Source organism: Neptunomonas antarctica, assembly GCF_001305295.1.
Taxonomy (GTDB): domain Bacteria; phylum Pseudomonadota; class Gammaproteobacteria; order Pseudomonadales; family Balneatricaceae; genus Neptunomonas; species Neptunomonas antarctica.
In genome coordinates, this window is record NZ_LJSI01000045.1 from 41,389 (window position 1) to 56,706 (window position 15,318).

The 15,318-nt window shown below is 47.0% G+C and carries 17 protein-coding genes and 1 pseudogene; 14 read left to right on the forward strand and 4 right to left on the reverse strand.

Annotated elements, in window-relative coordinates; genetic code table 11:
* The 4 genes from Nant_RS11785 to thiO all read left to right on the forward strand — a co-directional run bounded on the left by Nant_RS11785 (position 1) and on the right by thiO (position 2,518).
* Positions 1–330, forward strand: a complete 330-nt coding sequence (locus tag Nant_RS11785) for a hypothetical protein (protein WP_054341855.1) — start codon at positions 1–3, stop codon at positions 328–330.
* 9 nt (positions 331–339) lie between these two features.
* Entirely contained in the window at positions 340–747 is a 408-nt protein-coding gene (locus Nant_RS21720) for a type IV pilin protein (protein ID WP_054341856.1), read from the forward strand.
* Positions 748–816: 69 nt separating this feature from the next.
* Positions 817–1,377: a GspH/FimT family pseudopilin gene (locus Nant_RS11795; RefSeq protein ID WP_054341857.1), complete on the forward strand. Its 561-nt coding sequence runs from the start codon at positions 817–819 to the stop codon at positions 1,375–1,377.
* A 49-nt stretch (positions 1,378–1,426) separates the two neighbouring features.
* Positions 1,427–2,518 (forward strand): glycine oxidase ThiO, encoded by a 1,092-nt coding sequence (gene thiO / locus Nant_RS11800; RefSeq protein WP_054341858.1) that lies wholly within the window; start codon positions 1,427–1,429, stop codon positions 2,516–2,518.
* 45 nt (positions 2,519–2,563) lie between these two features.
* On the opposite strand, the gene nadE is transcribed toward thiO, so the two are convergent.
* On the reverse strand, positions 2,564–3,397 hold the full coding sequence (nadE, locus tag Nant_RS11805; protein WP_054341859.1) for an ammonia-dependent NAD(+) synthetase: 834 nt from the start codon (positions 3,395–3,397) through the stop codon (positions 2,564–2,566).
* Positions 3,398–3,433: 36 nt separating this feature from the next.
* Positions 3,434–4,363, reverse strand: a complete 930-nt coding sequence (gene bamD / locus Nant_RS11810) for an outer membrane protein assembly factor BamD (protein WP_054341860.1) — start codon at positions 4,361–4,363, stop codon at positions 3,434–3,436.
* 144 nt (positions 4,364–4,507) lie between these two features.
* Here bamD and rluD point away from each other — a divergent pair, with 144 nt between their 5' ends.
* Together rluD and pgeF are read left to right on the forward strand one after the other, a co-directional pair.
* The gene (gene rluD / locus Nant_RS11815; protein WP_054341861.1) at positions 4,508–5,482 is read left to right on the forward strand and encodes a 23S rRNA pseudouridine(1911/1915/1917) synthase RluD; all 975 of its coding nucleotides are present in this window, start codon (positions 4,508–4,510) and stop codon (positions 5,480–5,482) included.
* A 65-nt stretch (positions 5,483–5,547) separates the two neighbouring features.
* Positions 5,548–6,315 (forward strand): peptidoglycan editing factor PgeF, encoded by a 768-nt coding sequence (pgeF, locus tag Nant_RS11820; RefSeq protein ID WP_054341862.1) that lies wholly within the window; start codon positions 5,548–5,550, stop codon positions 6,313–6,315.
* 138 nt (positions 6,316–6,453) lie between these two features.
* Here pgeF and Nant_RS21910 read toward each other — a convergent pair.
* Positions 6,454–6,528: pseudogene (locus Nant_RS21910) on the reverse strand (transcriptional regulator); the annotation flags it as partial.
* A 92-nt stretch (positions 6,529–6,620) separates the two neighbouring features.
* Between Nant_RS21910 and Nant_RS11825 the strand changes: the two are divergent.
* The 6 genes from Nant_RS11825 (at position 6,621) to tdh (ending at position 12,200) form a co-directional block, all read left to right on the forward strand.
* A complete protein-coding gene (locus Nant_RS11825; protein ID WP_054341863.1) occupies positions 6,621–7,280 on the forward strand; it encodes a response regulator in 660 nt (219 codons plus the stop codon).
* The gene (locus Nant_RS11830; protein ID WP_076496043.1) at positions 7,277–8,629 is read left to right on the forward strand and encodes a HAMP domain-containing histidine kinase; all 1,353 of its coding nucleotides are present in this window, start codon (positions 7,277–7,279) and stop codon (positions 8,627–8,629) included. Before Nant_RS11825 ends, Nant_RS11830 begins: the two co-directional genes overlap by 4 nt.
* 76 nt (positions 8,630–8,705) lie before the next feature.
* Positions 8,706–8,972, forward strand: coding sequence for a PepSY domain-containing protein (locus Nant_RS11835; RefSeq protein ID WP_054341865.1), 267 nt, complete (start codon positions 8,706–8,708; stop codon positions 8,970–8,972).
* A gap of 39 nt (positions 8,973–9,011) precedes the next feature.
* Complete coding sequence (locus Nant_RS11840) at positions 9,012–9,551, forward strand: cytochrome b/b6 domain-containing protein (RefSeq protein ID WP_054341866.1); 540 nt, start codon at positions 9,012–9,014, stop codon at positions 9,549–9,551.
* A 418-nt stretch (positions 9,552–9,969) separates the two neighbouring features.
* The gene (locus Nant_RS11845; protein WP_054341867.1) at positions 9,970–11,160 is read left to right on the forward strand and encodes a glycine C-acetyltransferase; all 1,191 of its coding nucleotides are present in this window, start codon (positions 9,970–9,972) and stop codon (positions 11,158–11,160) included.
* 11 nt (positions 11,161–11,171) lie between these two features.
* Entirely contained in the window at positions 11,172–12,200 is a 1,029-nt protein-coding gene (tdh, locus tag Nant_RS11850) for an L-threonine 3-dehydrogenase (protein ID WP_054341868.1), read from the forward strand.
* Here the strand turns inward: tdh and Nant_RS11855 are convergent, their stop codons facing one another.
* The gene (locus Nant_RS11855; RefSeq protein ID WP_143773549.1) at positions 12,201–12,776 is read right to left on the reverse strand and encodes a helix-turn-helix domain-containing protein; all 576 of its coding nucleotides are present in this window, start codon (positions 12,774–12,776) and stop codon (positions 12,201–12,203) included. It abuts the gene before it with no gap.
* A 212-nt stretch (positions 12,777–12,988) separates the two neighbouring features.
* Between Nant_RS11855 and Nant_RS11860 the strand changes: the two genes are divergently transcribed.
* The gene (locus Nant_RS11860) at positions 12,989–13,216 is read left to right on the forward strand and encodes a FeoA family protein (RefSeq protein ID WP_054341870.1); all 228 of its coding nucleotides are present in this window, start codon (positions 12,989–12,991) and stop codon (positions 13,214–13,216) included.
* A complete protein-coding gene (gene feoB / locus Nant_RS11865; RefSeq protein WP_054341871.1) occupies positions 13,209–15,191 on the forward strand; it encodes a ferrous iron transport protein B in 1,983 nt (660 codons plus the stop codon). Before Nant_RS11860 ends, feoB begins: the two co-directional genes overlap by 8 nt.
* Positions 15,192–15,318: the final 127 nt, after the last annotated feature.

Genomic DNA, 15,318 nt, shown 5'->3' on the forward strand with positions numbered 1-15,318 from the left:
ATGATCAGAATAGTTATGTTGTCTTTGGTTCTGATGCTAACTTTTCCTGCTTCAGGATGGGCAGAAGGTTCTTCCGGTAATACAATCAGAAGTTCAATATCAATCTTGCTTTCGGGTGAAATTGAAGCGATTGATAGGAAAAAAAAGACAAAAATCACTGTTAATGGCGTTATGTATGTGGTGTCGAGAAGCATTAAAGTGAGGGTGATGGATAGTTGGGAGCGTGTCAGTGATCTCTCCGTAGGTGATAATATTCGTTTTATGACAAAAGAGCCAAAGCGGTCAGATCAGTTGCCGGAAATGATTTCAATAACATTACAATTAAACTGATAATTTAATATGAAAAAACAACAAGGTTTTTCGTTAATAGAGTTGATGATAGTAGTCGCTATCGTGGCTATTTTAGCCTCAATAGCTTATCCCAGCTACCAGCAGTATGTGCTTAAATCATGGCGTAACACGGCAGCAGGTTGCTTATTGGATCTGGCCCAGGGGATGGAGAGACGTTACACCAGTAATATGAGTTATGTGGGGGTCGCTATACCTGCAGCTAGTTGCACTGCTGAGAACGGGATAGCCGCACGATACACATTTTCTTTTCCTGCAGACCCTACGGCCCAAGCGTTTACTTTGCAGGCTGCTCCGCAGGGTGCTCAAGCAAGTGATGTCCAATGTGGAACTTTAAGTATTACTCACGTAGGTGTGCGTGCTGCAAGCGGACCGGGAAGTGCTCAGGAGTGCTGGTAGATAATTGAATTCACGGTTGAATTCGCGGTTAGGTTTTTAAAGTGTCAGGAAGACAGTTTGGAGTAATATATGAACATGGATGTTCGTTATGCTCGTTTTTATCGAGCAGAGTATAAACAAAGTGGTTTTACATTAATCGAACTCATGATCTCAATAGCCTTGCTGGTTATTTTAATAACAGTAGCTATCCCTTCCTTCGTCAGTTTATTGGCGCGTACACAAGTCGTTTCATCAGCGCAAACATTACGCAGTGCTTTATCTATCGCTCGGTCAGAATCTATAAAGAGAGATTGGCAGGTGCGTGTATGTAACCTTGAGAGTATTAACTCCATCGCGTGTAATGGCACAAGCCAGGTGGGTACGAAAATCTGGTCCAGTGGACTCTTAGTATTCCATGACGTTAATGATGACAGGGTGTTTACTGAGGGTGTAGATGAAACGGTCCGGGTTTACTCTTTCCCAGCTGGAATTAGTGCAACATGGAACAGAGGAGATGGACTCAATTATTTGCCATCAGGTCGTTTGGACTGGGGATCTAATGGTACCTTTGAAATGAACTTGGATAATTCAGATTACTCAATTCATTTGGTATTGAATTCAACAGGAAGAGTTCGTTCATTTGAACCCTGAAATACACTAGACTGCTTTATTTATTCTGAAAGTCAGGAACGGTCTGGTCATGAGTGACTTTGTAATAGTGGGTGCAGGCGTTATAGGTATGATGCTAGCGCGGGAGTTAATGCAAGCGGGTGCTACTGTGTCGCTGGTGGATCGCTCTGGATGTGCACAGGAGTCGACATGGGCCGGCGGTGGAATTGTGTCACCGTTGTATCCATGGCGTTATGCGGATGCGGTAACTCAGCTGGCAACCTGGTCACAAAGTAGTTATTTGCATCTGTCACAGGATCTGCTCGAAGAAACCGGCTGCGACTCTGAGCTTCGCCAGAAAGGCATGTATATGGTGGATGTTGAGGATGAGACAGATGCGTTGAACTGGGCGGCGGCGTTTAACCGTCCGATGAGTAAAGTTGATGCGGCTCATCTTTATACGCGGGAAGCTAATTTCTGTAGCGGTTATGGAGGTGCATTGTGGATGCCGGAAGTCTCTAGTATTCGCAATCCGCGTTTAGGTAAGGCATTGAGAGCGAGTTTGGATAAATCGCCTAATGTAGTCTTATATGAACACCATGAAGTGCAACGGTTATTGCTGGATAACGATAAGGTTCATGGCGTCCGAACGGCTCAGGGTGATATTACCGGCGGGAAAACCATTATTACTGCGGGCGCCTGGAGTGGCGAATTATTAAAGCCGTTGAATATTAATCTGCCGATTGAACCTGTTAAAGGTCAAATGATGATTTTTAAAACCCCGATAGGTACAGTTAACCGCGTTATTCTAATGGCCGGTCGCTACGTTATTCCGCGTAATGATGGCCGGGTTCTGGTGGGTTCCACACTTGAACGAGAGGGATTTGATAAAAATACCACACAAGATGCTTATCAATCTTTACACCAAACAGCTCTGCAGATCATTCCGGCGCTAGCAGGTTGTGAGGTTGAACATCATTGGGCGGGGTTGCGACCAGGTTCGCCGGAAGGAGTACCGTTTATCGGTGATGTCCCCGGTGTTGATGGTTTGGCTGTCAATGCGGGGCAATATCGTAATGGGTTGGTTTTGGCTCCCGCTTCGACACGACTGCATGCCGATATGTTATTAGGACGCCAGCCTGTTGTTGATCCACTTGCCTATCAGTTGGAAGGGCGTATCTGACTCTTCTTTCTGTGCGTGTGAAAATTTTCTATTTAACGGTGTTCGTTAATCATAGATAGTCGGAATAGCCTGGCGTTTATGCTGGGTTTTCAGATAGATGCTAATCAGCTTTTCCTGAATTTCAGCCTCTACGTTTTTACCTTCCAGAAAGTCATCAATGTTTTCGTAGGTGAGTCCTAACGCCTGTTCATCGGCTTTTTGCGGCGCAAGGCATTCCAGATCCGCCGTGGGTGTTTTATGCACCAGGCTTTCTGGCGCACCGAGTTCCAATGCAAGCTGACGCACCTGTCGTTTACTCAGACCAAATAGCGGCGCCAGGTCACATGCACCGTCGCCCCACTTAGTATAAAAGCCGGTGATGTTTTCAGCAGAGTGATCTGTACCCAAAACCAAAGCACCTACTATGCCCGCAATTTCATACTGAGCTATCATTCGCGCGCGGGCTTTTACATTACCTTTAGCAAAATCGATAGCCGCTTCGCTTACATTCAGGCGCTGGCTTTGGTTTAGCGTTTGCGTGACTTCCTGATGTATAGCATCCGCACCGGGCTTCACATTAACAGTGAGGTTTTCGGTCGGCAGGATAAACGCAAGTGCCTGTTGTGCATCGTCCTCATCATGCTGTATGCCATAGGGTAGGCGTACAGCGATGAAAGCATAATCAGTTGATTGAGTTTCTGTATTGAGTTCATCAACGGCTAGCTGTGCCAGCCTGCCGCAGGTCGATGAATCAACACCGCCGCTGATGCCCAAAACCAGATTTTTGAGACCTGAGTTACGTAAACGCTGTTTGATGAAGCTGATACGGCGTGCTATTTCAAGGGCAGGTTCTATTACCGCGAGAACCCGCATTTCTTTAATAATGTCGGCAGCATTCATTGCGTTTACGTTTCCTTGCTTCAGGATTAAAAAAATTTACTCAAATACACCAAAGGTCACTCGATCGAACCAGGATCTTTCTGTCGTTTCGGTTTTACCTTGTTCGTCAGAAATTGGCTTGTTGGTTTGTGGTCGAGAAGGAGGAATGGGTTCCTCGCTGCTGCCCAATAAACCAAATGTGGCTGTTTCCAGTAGCGTTTTGTTTTGCTTGCGATAGGTTGTCAGATTGTAGTCAGGATAATTCGTCAGTAATACTTCACTGGCGCTATTTGCCAGATCAGTCATGCCCAGCTCGGTATAAGCCTGATACATAACAGCCAAAGCATCAGATACCGAAGGCGTATTTTTTAAGTTCTCGACAACATAACGGCCGCGGTTGGCTGCGGCAACAAATGCACCTCGCTTCATATAAAAATCAGCTACATGGATTTCGTACCTTGCCAGGCGGTTTTTCAGGAAAACCATACGCTTGTTAGCATCCGGTGCATACTTGCTGTCAGGGTAACGACTCAGCAGCGTTGAAAAACTCTCGAAAGAGGATAGCGCCGCGCCAGGGTCGCGTTGACTGACATCAATAGGTAGATAGCGCTCAAAGAAGGTCCTGTCCTGCTCAAATGCAGTCAGCCCTTTCAGGTAGTACGCGTAATCGATATTTTCGTGTGAGGGATGCAAACGAATAAAACGATCAGCGGCAGCACTGGCGGCTTCCGGCTCATAATTTTTATGGTATGCATAGATCAGTTCCAGCTGGGCCTGCTCTGAATAGCGACCGAACGGATAGCGAGCTTCAAGAAGCTGTAGCTTTTCAACCGCCTGTTGATAATCCGCGAGTTCCAGCGCAGCTATCGATTCTTCATAAAGTTGTTGTTCCGGAATATCCGGTATCTCTTTATCACCACCAAACCATGAACAGGCGGATGCCAGAACGCAAATAGTGACGATGCCAACGATTTTTACCAAGCGCATGTAATAAATCCTGATATTCCAAGTATCCGATTCTCGGCGTGACTCGCCGTATCGGGTATACTGAGCCAAAATGCTTAATTAAGGGTCTATTTAACCATAACCTGAAGCTAAGCAAAATCATCAGCGCTAAAGATCGGGATATTGATGTCAGAAAAGATTGAATTAGAAGTAGTAGTTCCCGGTGAATTAACCGGAAAACGTCTGGATCAGGTCATTGCACAGCTGTTTTCGGAATTTTCGCGCACACGTCTGCAATCCTGGATTAAAGATGGATTTGTAACGGTGGACGGAAAACAGGTCAGACCTCGGGAAAAACTTTACGGTGGCGAGCGTATTCGGGTTAATGCCACTGTTGAGCCGATGGAAGCTCATGCTGGCGAAGATATTCCGTTAGACATTGTGTATGAAGATGATCAGATCATTATTGTTAACAAGCCGGCCGGGTTGGTGGTGCATCCTGCTATAGGGCATCGTACCGGAACCTTGTTAAATGCTTTATTGCATCACTTTCCTGATATCGCTTTGGTGCCGCGTGCCGGTATCGTGCATCGTCTGGATATGGATACCACCGGTTTGATGGTGGTGGCCAAAACTATTCAGGCGCAGACTGAGCTGGTGTGCCAGTTGCAGGATCGTTCTATGGGGCGTGAATACGAAGCGATAGCCCAAGGCGTAATGACGGGCGGTGGCTGTGTTGATGAACCTATTGGCCGGCATCCGAAGAACCGTCTTAAGATGGGTGTCGTCAAAAGTGGTAAAGACGCGGTCACACATTACCGGGTGCTGCATAAATTGCGTTTGCATACACATGTGCGTTTGAAACTGGAAACCGGGCGTACCCATCAGATTCGTGTGCATATGGCTCACATTAATTACCCCTTAGCGGGTGATCAGTTATACGGGGGCCGTTTCCGTATGATGAAAGGAGCCAGTGAAGAGATGCAGGAAACACTGCAGGGTTTCAAACGTCAGGCATTGCATGCAAAAAAACTAGAACTGTGGCACCCCGCTACACGCGAGATGATGTGCTGGGAAGTTGACTTACCGGAAGACTTTCAGCAGTTGTTAGCTGCTTTACAGCAAGATAGTAAAGACTATGTGGACGATGACGACTATTAATATGCAGCTTTTAAGATGACAAGTAATATGATGCCTCAGCTATTTATCCATAAATGCATCCACTCATGCAGCTGATTCGGCCCGTCTGGGCCGCGCCTGAGCAGATTCAGGTAGTCTCTACTACGCGGATAGGCGGTGTGAGTCAGGCTCCTTATTATTCCCTGAACATGGGTGATCATGTTGGAGATAGGCCTGCAGCTGTGGCAAAAAATCGGGCGCGGTTGTTAAGTTCGCTTGCCCTGCCTGATGCGCAATGGCTAACACAGGTTCACGGAACAGCGTGTGTTGAAGCGCAAAGAGATGGTGTGATTCGAGAAGCGGATGCCTGCTGGACTAGTGAAACTGATCTTGCCTGTGTGATCATGACGGCTGATTGTTTGCCTGCCGTTTTCACTGATGGTGAACGGGTCGCGGCGGCTCATGCTGGCTGGAGAGGACTTGTCGATGGCGTATTGGAAGCAACGTTAGCGCAGTTTGCGGGTGCGGATATGCATGTCTGGTTAGGCCCAGCTATCGGTCCTTCTGTATTTGAAGTCGGTGAGGAAGTACGGCAGCAGTTTTGTGATCATCTGGCGCAATCTGATGACTTTTTTTTACCTTCGGTGAATCAGGGTAAGTGGCTGGCTGATCTTTATGGCTTGGCAAGGTTGCGCTTGAGTGTGGCTGGAATTGATCGGGTATCGGGCGGTGATTATTGCACTTATTCCGATAAAATACGTTCAGATACAGCGGGCTTAAATAAAAACCATCTGGATTCAGCGCGTTTTTTCTCATACCGGCGCGAGCAACAGACCGGACGTATGGCGACATTAATCTGGAAAACAGCACGGTAAGCTTAGGTGTAGATATTTAATCTGTGTATCGCAAAGCTAGAAGGCATATCACGCAACTCGGGTGTTGCTTCGGCAGACGTTTATAAAAGCAATTCAAAACAGCGATATCAGCAACAGCACTCTGCATAAACACTCAGCTTAAACACTCCGTAACAACATTCGCATCAGATAATCATACTCACTGCTCATCCGGTAACACTCAGCGACTTCCGCATAGTTTGATACTTATTTTCTTAAGCTTTTTTTAAGTTTGACCGGTTACTATGATAGAAGGCGATTTATTTAAATTAAGCGGGGCAAGATAGATGAATTTACTGTTGATTGAGGATGATAATCTGCTTGGGCAGGGGATACATCTATCGCTTTCGGCGCAGGGGCATAATGTTGAGTGGATGCAGGACGGGCGTAGCGGATTGGCTGCTGCATTACAGTTGCCCAGCGATGTGATTATCCTTGATCTTAATTTACCCTACATCGATGGTCTGGACCTGCTGCGGCAGGTGCGGCAGGCGGGTATCGATAGCCCCGTGCTTATTTTGACTGCACGTGATGCGCTAGAGGATCGTTTAAAAGGTTTAGACAGCGGGGCAGATGATTATCTACTGAAACCCTTCTCTCTCGCGGAACTTGAAGCACGAGTGCGTGCTTTATATCGTCGATCTCAGGGGCGGCCCAGTGAGCGGCTGCACTACAATAATATTGAAATCGATACGCTGGCGCGTGAGGTTTTTCATGAGGGAGTGGCTATATCATTAGGGCGCAAAGAATATGAGCTGTTATTGCGTCTAGTTGAATGCAGCGGTCAGGTGCAGACACGTCGTCGTCTTGCTGAGCTGTTATATAAAATGGATGAAGAGGTAGAAAGTAACGCATTGGAGGTGCATGTGCACAATCTGAGGAAAAAGCTGGGCAAGTCATTAATTCAGACGGTACGCGGCGTCGGTTATCGGGTGGCTAAGCTTTGATACATTCAATCCGTAGTTACTTGCTGTGGGGAGCCTTTATCCTGCTTAGTAGCAGCTCCATTCTCACCCTGATCTCGACATCATGGTATACCTCACATGAGATTGAGGAAGTGTTTGATGCTTCGTTAGTTCAGTCTGCACGTATTTTTCATGGTTTGGTTGTTGATCACCAAGAGCAAAACACCCTAGATGAACTGCAGGAATCCTTATTGATGGATGAAAGAAAAGAGGGTGTTGGTAATCTTAGTACAGGGCATCCCTATGAGCGTAAGTTGGCCTTTCAGGCGTGGGGGGCAGCGCGCCTGTTGCTAAGTACCCCGGCTGATTTTCAAGTATCCGCGCCAATAACAATAGGGTTCCAAGAGGTCGTTAGTGAGTACGAAGCCTGGCGTATCTACACACTGTTTGATGAGTCGCATCAATTATGGATTCGAACCGGACAGAAAATAGAGGTGCGTGAGGATCTGGCTAATGATATTAGCCATAAGGTGATGATGCCCATCCTTATCGTATTACCCCTGTTACTGCTGGCGATGTGGCTCATTATAAAACGTGGATTAAGACCGCTACTTGAAATCCGAAAGGCGCTTGATCGGCGCGATAGTGACGATCTTGAAGCCATTAACGTCGCTAATTTACCAGTAGAGTTAGCGGGCATGGTGGAAGCGATGAACCATCTTTTTTCTCGCGTCGTCGCTACGCTGGCACGGGAACGTCGTTTTACTGACGATGCCGCGCATGAGTTACGCACCCCGTTAGCCGCTTTACGGGTGTATCTGGACCTTGCTAAGTTGCCGACGGCGCAATACACACCGATAGCTGAAGCCATTATGCGGATGGAGCGGGTAGTTTCACAACTCCTGCAGCTGGCACGTTTAGAGCCACATAAAGGAGTATTCAAACCAGCGCTCATTGATCCTGAACCGATCTTGGAAGATTTGATTGCTGAGCTGGTGATAGCCGCCGATGCTAAACAAATTGAATTAGCACTCAATTGCACGCCACAGGTATTGCTCCACTCTGAACCTACCCTGTTAGCTATATCGGTGCGTAATCTGGTGGAAAATGCGATTCGTTACACTCACTCGGGTGATTTAGTTGAAGTTCATGTTTATGAAAATGAAGAAGGGGCTGTCATTGACGTTTGTGATCATGGCCCGGGAATTCCTGCTGCGGCGCGCGAGAAAGTAGTGCAGCGCTTTTATCGTGAAAATAAAGCCGATAGCGGAGGTGCTGGGCTGGGATTGTCTATTGTAAACCAGATCGCTTCGCTACAATCTTGCCAGTTATTGCTGCTTGATACCTGTAACGGCGGCTTAACGGCACGTTTGCAGTGGAAAAATCGCTAATCATTATAATTCACATAATATTCTCTTAAGGTTTCAACGGCACAATGAACTCAAGTAATCAACTGGAGTTCAAATCATGAAAAAATTGATCATTGCCGCATTATTATTTTCTGCTTCTTCTGTGGCATTGGCTGGCCCTAAATGTACTGACGGTGAAAATGCAAATTGGATCGCGGAAGACGTCATGAAACAGAAAATCGAAGCGCAGGGTTACCGTATTAAAAAATTTAAAAAAACCACAGGCGGTTGCTATGAGATCTATGGTTATGACAGCAACAACAATGATAATAAGGTTGAAATCTACTTCCACCCGGAGACAGCTGAAATCGTAAAAATAAAATAGAGCGAAGACGAATAGCCTGCTAGGTTAAAGGATGAAGACATGAATAAGCAGCCAGTTATTTGGGATCCATTGATCCGTATTTTTCATTGGAGTCTTTCCACTGCCTTTCTCCTCAATTATTGGGTTCTGGAAGAGGGCGATGACCTGCATGAATGGGTCGGTTACTATGTGCTGGCTGCACTTGCATTGCGTTTGGTGTGGGGCTTTATCGGACCAGATAATGCCCGTTTTCGCAGCTTTTTTCCGACACCTTCCAAAGTGCGTCATCATATAAGTGCCATGCTTGCCGGCAAAGAGCCGCTGTATGAGGGTCACAATCCATTAGGTGGAGCCATGATCATCTGTTTGATAGTAATGATGGCGTTAACCGGTATTAGCGGTTGGATGATGACCACGGATGCCTTGTGGGGTGAGGAATGGGTTGAGGAAGTGCACGAAATCTTCGCCAATGTATCCATGCTGCTGGTGGCAGTGCATATCCCGGTTGTTGTATGGTTTAGCAAATTCGGCGAGCGTAATTTAATTCGTCAGATGATTACCGGCCGCAAAGCAGATAATATTAAAAAAGCATTTAATTGAATCCGGATAAAATCAGATTTAAGTCATTTTAGTACCAGGTTCGTATCCTCGCTAAGTAACCCATGCTGTTGTCTTTGTCTGTATCACCAATCCCGGCAAACAAACTGACTTTTTCTGTTCTGGAAATCACTAGGTGACGTTTGCAACCCCGTAATTACCTCTGTAAAAACGCCCCACCGCTCCCAGAATCTGTATTGTTAGCTTTTTCATATCTAGGCTGTGATCCTGCTGACAAAAAGCAGCATTGGCGGCATTGTAGGGTTAGCTTGTATGGTGAGGATGTTAAGCAGATGCTAGCTAATGATTAGAGTTGATAAAAATCCTGTTTAGTAGAAATAAATCCTAATTAAGGTTTATCTGTTTCTTTGATCTGATATATTGGATTTAATTCCTATAAACAAGAATTCAGGAGGTGGGTATGAATCGTTCAGACTTTTTACAGCAATTGGCACAGCAAACTGAACAGCTAAAAGCAGAGGGCTTATTTAAAGCTGAACGGGAAATTATCTCTGCCCAGTCGCCGCAAATCCGGCTTCGGGATGGCAGTGATGTTATTAACTTCTGTGCCAATAATTATCTCGGATTGGCAAACAATTCTGAGTTGATTGCGGCAGCCAAGCAGGGGTTAGATGAGCATGGTTTTGGTATGTCGTCGGTACGTTTTATCTGCGGGACTCAGGATATTCATAAGCAATTGGAAGCCGCACTGAGTCGTTTTTTAGGGATGGAAGACGCCATCCTGTATTCCTCCTGTTTTGATGCCAATGGCGGACTTTTTGAAACCTTACTGGGTGAAGGCGACGTTATCATAAGTGATGCGCTGAACCATGCCAGTATTATTGACGGCGTGCGCCTGAGTAAAGCGCGTCGTTTGCGGTACGCTAATAATGATCTGGCTGAACTGGAGCAGTGCTTGCGAGATTCGCAGGATGCGCGGGTGCGATTGATTGCAACCGATGGCGTATTTTCTATGGATGGCGTGATTGCCAATTTGCAGGGGATCTGTGATCTGGCCGATAAATATAACGCACTGGTAATGGTAGACGATTCACATGCGGTAGGTTTTGTGGGTGAACATGGACGGGGTAGTCATGAATTTTGTCAGGTGATGGGTCGTGTCGATATCATCACCGGTACGCTGGGAAAAGCACTGGGTGGTGCTTCTGGCGGGTATACAGCCGCTAAACAAGAGGTGGTGGAATGGTTGCGTCAGCGTTCACGTCCTTACTTGTTTTCTAATTCAGTCGCACCCTCTATTGTGCAGGCGACATTAAAAGCGCTGGAATTAGTCGAGCAGGGTGATGAACTACGCGCACAGCTTAATGAAAATTCCTGTTATTTCAGAACACAAATGGAGCAGGCCGGATTTACTTTGTCGGGCAGTGGACACGCCATTATTCCTGTGATGATTGGTGATGCAGCGTTGGCTGCTGAGCTGTCGAATCGATTGCTTGCCGAAGGGATTTATGTGATCGGTTTTTCATTTCCGGTTGTGCCAAAAGGTCAGGCGAGAATTCGTACGCAGATGTCAGCGGCTCATACCCGCGAGCAACTGGATCAGGCGATTAGCGCTTTCACACGGATTGGTCGCGAACTGGGTATTATCTGAGGAGCAAAGAGATGAAAGCACTGGCAAAACTTTATCCACAGGAAGGTATCTGGTTACACGAGACAGACAAGCCGGCCGTGGGACATAACGATCTGTTAATAAAAATCCGTAAAACAGCGATTTGCGGGACCGATGTACATATTTATAACTGGGACGAATGGGCGCAAAAAACCATTCCTGTGCCGATGACTGTCGGACATGAGTATGTGGGTACGGTTGTAGAAATTGGCTGTGAGGTTGAAGGTTTTTCGATTGGCGACCGTGTCTCGGGCGAAGGGCATATTACCTGTGGTCATTGTCGTAACTGTCGGGCAGGACGCCGCCATCTATGCCGCAATACGCAAGGCGTAGGTGTCAATCGTCCCGGTGCTTTTGCCGAATTTCTGGCATTACCGGCGGTTAATGCGTTTAAAATCCCTGATAATATATCTGATGATCTGGCGGCGATTTTTGATCCGTTTGGTAATGCCTTGCATACCGCATTGTCTTTTGATCTGGTGGGTGAAGATGTGCTGATTACCGGTGCAGGTCCGATCGGTATTATGGCCGCGGCCGTCGCGCGTCATGTTGGCGCACGGCATGTGGTGCTGACGGATGTGAACGACTATCGTTTGTCGTTGGCCAAAAAACTGGGTGTGGTACATACCGTGAATGTGATGGAGCAGTCTCTGCAAGAGAAGATGACAGAGCTGCAGATGACGGAAGGTTTCGATGTCGGATTAGAGATGTCAGGTGCGCCGGCTGCCTTTCGTAATATGTTGGAGGTGATCAATCATGGCGGTAAGATCGCTATGCTGGGTATTCCTTCTGGTGAAATGTCGATCGACTGGTCGAAGGTGATCTTTAAGGGCTTAGTCTTGAAAGGTATCTATGGGCGTGAAATGTTTGAGACGTGGTACAAAATGGCCAGCGTTATTCAATCAGGCCTGGATCTCACACCAATTATTACGCATCACTTTGCTGTGGAAGATTTTCAACAGGGCTTTGATGTGATGCGTTCGGGCGCATCCGGCAAGGTCATTCTCGACTGGCCTGAATAATTAAACGCTCACTTTATGTACGACTAAAAAAGCCCGGGCCGGCTTATCCCCTGGGTTTTTTATGCAATGTTTAATATCTGCAGGGTAACGCAGTGTATCTCCCATCGCCGCAGTTGTACTGACGTCGTCATGTAATATAACGGTCATCTGCCCTTCAATAACGGAAAGATGTTCCTGTGTATCCCGAACATGCGCATCGGACTCTAGCTGGCTACCGGGTTGGATGATGAGTTGGTACCACTCAAATTCAGTGGCGGTGGCGACCGGATTTAATGCGACTAACTCACATCCTTTATCTTCACTGTGCATTCTTGGCGTATTGATAGCATCCTGACGCTCTATAGCAGGGGGCTGATTTTCGGCGCTGCTATGCGCTAGCTCGTCAATACTGACACCCAGCGCTTGTGTAATATTCCACAAATTAGTGAATGTGGGGTTGGCATTGCCACGTTCTATTTCCGATAACATTGAACGGGAAACATTAGAGAGTTCGGCCAGCTGTGAAAGATTTAATCCCAGCGCTTTCCGGCGCTGCTTCATGGCCGCGCCAAGGTTAGGTGTACTTCTGTGGTTCACGTGCAATGCCTATATCCTCATCAAAGTAATCAGTACGCATCATCAGTGCACATAATCAAGTACGCATGATAAATCACTGAAAGGGTTTTGTCCTAAATGAGCTTGATGACAGAAGGTTAAATGAATGAACATTTGTTGATATTTGTCATATATTGGTAAGGTAATAAAGAGGATAATCATTCTCATTAGCTTTTGATACAAGGTGTATTAGTGTGACTCTTGATTCTTTGAAACGTGGAGAGCAGCGTAAAATTCTGGATATTTCAGGATCGGATGCACTGCGACAACGTTTGGCAACATTGGGCATTTTACGCGGCCAACCTATTCAGCTCTCGGCCGTTTCCCCTTGGGGGAATCCAAGAGTCTATCGCTTGGGTCGACAGCAGATCTGCCTGCGTAATGAAGATGCGGCCTGCATTAAGGTGACGGAGGATGAGTAAAACAGATTTTACGGTCGCGCTGGTGGGTAATCCTAATTGTGGTAAAACTTCGCTGTTCAATCAGTTAACGGGTGCTCGTCAGCGCACCGGTAATATGGCGGGCGTCACGGTTGATATAAAGCAAGGACAACGCGCACATCAGGGCGTGACGCTTACCTTTGTGGATTTACCAGGTCTCTACTCGTTAAGTCAGAATCGTGTAGAAGAGCGGGTGGCACGGGATTATCTACTTAACAGCCCGCCGGATTTTGTTCTGAATGTGCTAGATGCCAGCAATCTGTCACGCCATCTTGCGCTTACGACTCAATTGCTGGAGCAGGGATTGCCCACGTTATTGGCGTTAAATATGATGGATGAAGCCGCCCGGTTACGTCGGGTGCCTGATCTGCGGTTACTTTGTCGGCAACTAGGCGTTCCGGTGTTGGCCAGTGATGGGCGAAAATCCAGCGCTGTGGTCCCGCTGCTTGATCAGCTGGTGGCCTCACTGTTAGCCAGTCATCAGCATATGGCGTCGCTGCTATCCACCTGCAGTGCATTACATATTGATTATGAACCTCATATAGAACAAGCGATTAAGCAACTGACGGATGCTGGTTTGCCGCGTTGGCAAGCGGTACAAAGCCTGGAAGCAGAAGGTGATGTTGGCTTTGAATTAACTAATGTGGAGCAACAAACACTGGCTGACGCATTAAAGATGCTTGCTGAACGCCATGATGAAACGGCTACTGAGCTCATTACCGCCGGTCGCTATGGTTATATTCATGGTTTATGCCATGAGATAGACGAAGCGCATGTAGATATTAGTTGGATTGATAGCTGGTTGGACGGTATAACGCTGAATCGCTGGCTTGGATTGCCGCTGTTCTTTTTGTCGCTATGGCTGATTTTTGAGGCGACCTTCACTTTGGGGGCTTATCCAGCGGACTGGATTGAACAAGGCGTCTCTTTGGTAGCCGACGGCATCACATTTATTTTGCCGGATACGCTGTTTCGATCAGTAATTACCGATGGATTATTGGCGGGTGTTGGCGGTGTACTGGTGTTTTTGCCCAATGTTGTACTGCTGTTTCTGTTTATAGCGATATTGGAGCAAAGTGGCTACATGGCGCGTGCTGCATTCCTGACGGACAGGGTTATGAGTAAAGTCGGTTTGCACGGCAAGGCCTTTGTGCCACTGGTCATGGGCTTTGGCTGTAATGTTCCTGCGATTATGGCAACACGTACCATTGAAGAACCACGAGCGCGATTGATCACCATATTGATCAATCCCTTTATGAGTTGTTCTGCGCGTTTGCCCGTCTATGTTTTGCTGGCCGGAATATTTTTTGCAGACAATGCGGGCACTGCGCTTTTTGGGATTCATATGCTGGGTATTATGGTGGCATTTTTGATTGCCGCACTTTTATCCCGTTGGTTACCTAAGCAGGCCGATGAAATTTTCATTATGGAATTACCGCCATGGCGCTGGCCCTCATGGCGTTCTTTGATGCTGCATGTGTGGGATAAAGTGAAAGACTTCTTGCACAAAGTTGGTGGCGTTATTTTGGTCGGATCGATGGCTGTCTGGATACTGCAGACCTTTCCAATGGACGGTGGTGCTTCCTGGTTAGAGCAGTTAGGTCGTTGGATGACACCTGTATTTGCACCGCTTGGTTTTAGCTGGCATGAGACGGTTGCGTTGCTATCGGGTTTTCTGGCAAAAGAGGTGATTGCGGCCACGTTGGCCATGGTTTACCAAGCAAATGCAGCAGATATTGGTGGTTTGAGAGTTGCCATTGAAGCGAGTTTAGTTCCCGCCGCAGGATTAGCGTTAATGGTGTTCTCGCTGCTCTATATGCCGTGTTTAGCGACGTTGGCGGTAATTCGTAGGGAAACCGGAAGCTGGCGTTGGGCGGCGTTATCGATTTTTACTGGCCTTGTGCTGGCATGGTCAGGTGCATGGCTGGCATTTCGGGTAGGAAGTTTATTCTTGTAAGTATTGACCCTGGTCACATCTGGTTATTTATTAAACATGTTGGCGCTTGAATCAGCTGAGAAGCACCCCCATATTAGATACAAAGAGACAGCAGCCACGTCCTAATCTTGGTTGCTTACAAGGAGAT

Coding starts and splice junctions, on each gene's coding strand:
- Nant_RS11785 (WP_054341855.1), top strand. CDS start 1: ATGATCAGAATAGTTATGTTGTCTTTGGTTCTGATGCTAACTTTTCCT.
- Nant_RS21720 (WP_054341856.1), top strand. CDS start 340: ATGAAAAAACAACAAGGTTTTTCGTTAATAGAGTTGATGATAGTAGTC.
- Nant_RS11795 (WP_054341857.1), top strand. CDS start 817: ATGAACATGGATGTTCGTTATGCTCGTTTTTATCGAGCAGAGTATAAA.
- thiO (WP_054341858.1), top strand. CDS start 1,427: ATGAGTGACTTTGTAATAGTGGGTGCAGGCGTTATAGGTATGATGCTA.
- nadE (WP_054341859.1), bottom strand. CDS start 3,397: ATGAATGCTGCCGACATTATTAAAGAAATGCGGGTTCTCGCGGTAATA.
- bamD (WP_054341860.1), bottom strand. CDS start 4,363: ATGCGCTTGGTAAAAATCGTTGGCATCGTCACTATTTGCGTTCTGGCA.
- rluD (WP_054341861.1), top strand. CDS start 4,508: ATGTCAGAAAAGATTGAATTAGAAGTAGTAGTTCCCGGTGAATTAACC.
- pgeF (WP_054341862.1), top strand. CDS start 5,548: ATGCAGCTGATTCGGCCCGTCTGGGCCGCGCCTGAGCAGATTCAGGTA.
- Nant_RS11825 (WP_054341863.1), top strand. CDS start 6,621: ATGAATTTACTGTTGATTGAGGATGATAATCTGCTTGGGCAGGGGATA.
- Nant_RS11835 (WP_054341865.1), top strand. CDS start 8,706: ATGAAAAAATTGATCATTGCCGCATTATTATTTTCTGCTTCTTCTGTG.
- Nant_RS11840 (WP_054341866.1), top strand. CDS start 9,012: ATGAATAAGCAGCCAGTTATTTGGGATCCATTGATCCGTATTTTTCAT.
- Nant_RS11845 (WP_054341867.1), top strand. CDS start 9,970: ATGAATCGTTCAGACTTTTTACAGCAATTGGCACAGCAAACTGAACAG.
- tdh (WP_054341868.1), top strand. CDS start 11,172: ATGAAAGCACTGGCAAAACTTTATCCACAGGAAGGTATCTGGTTACAC.
- feoB (WP_054341871.1), top strand. CDS start 13,209: ATGAGTAAAACAGATTTTACGGTCGCGCTGGTGGGTAATCCTAATTGT.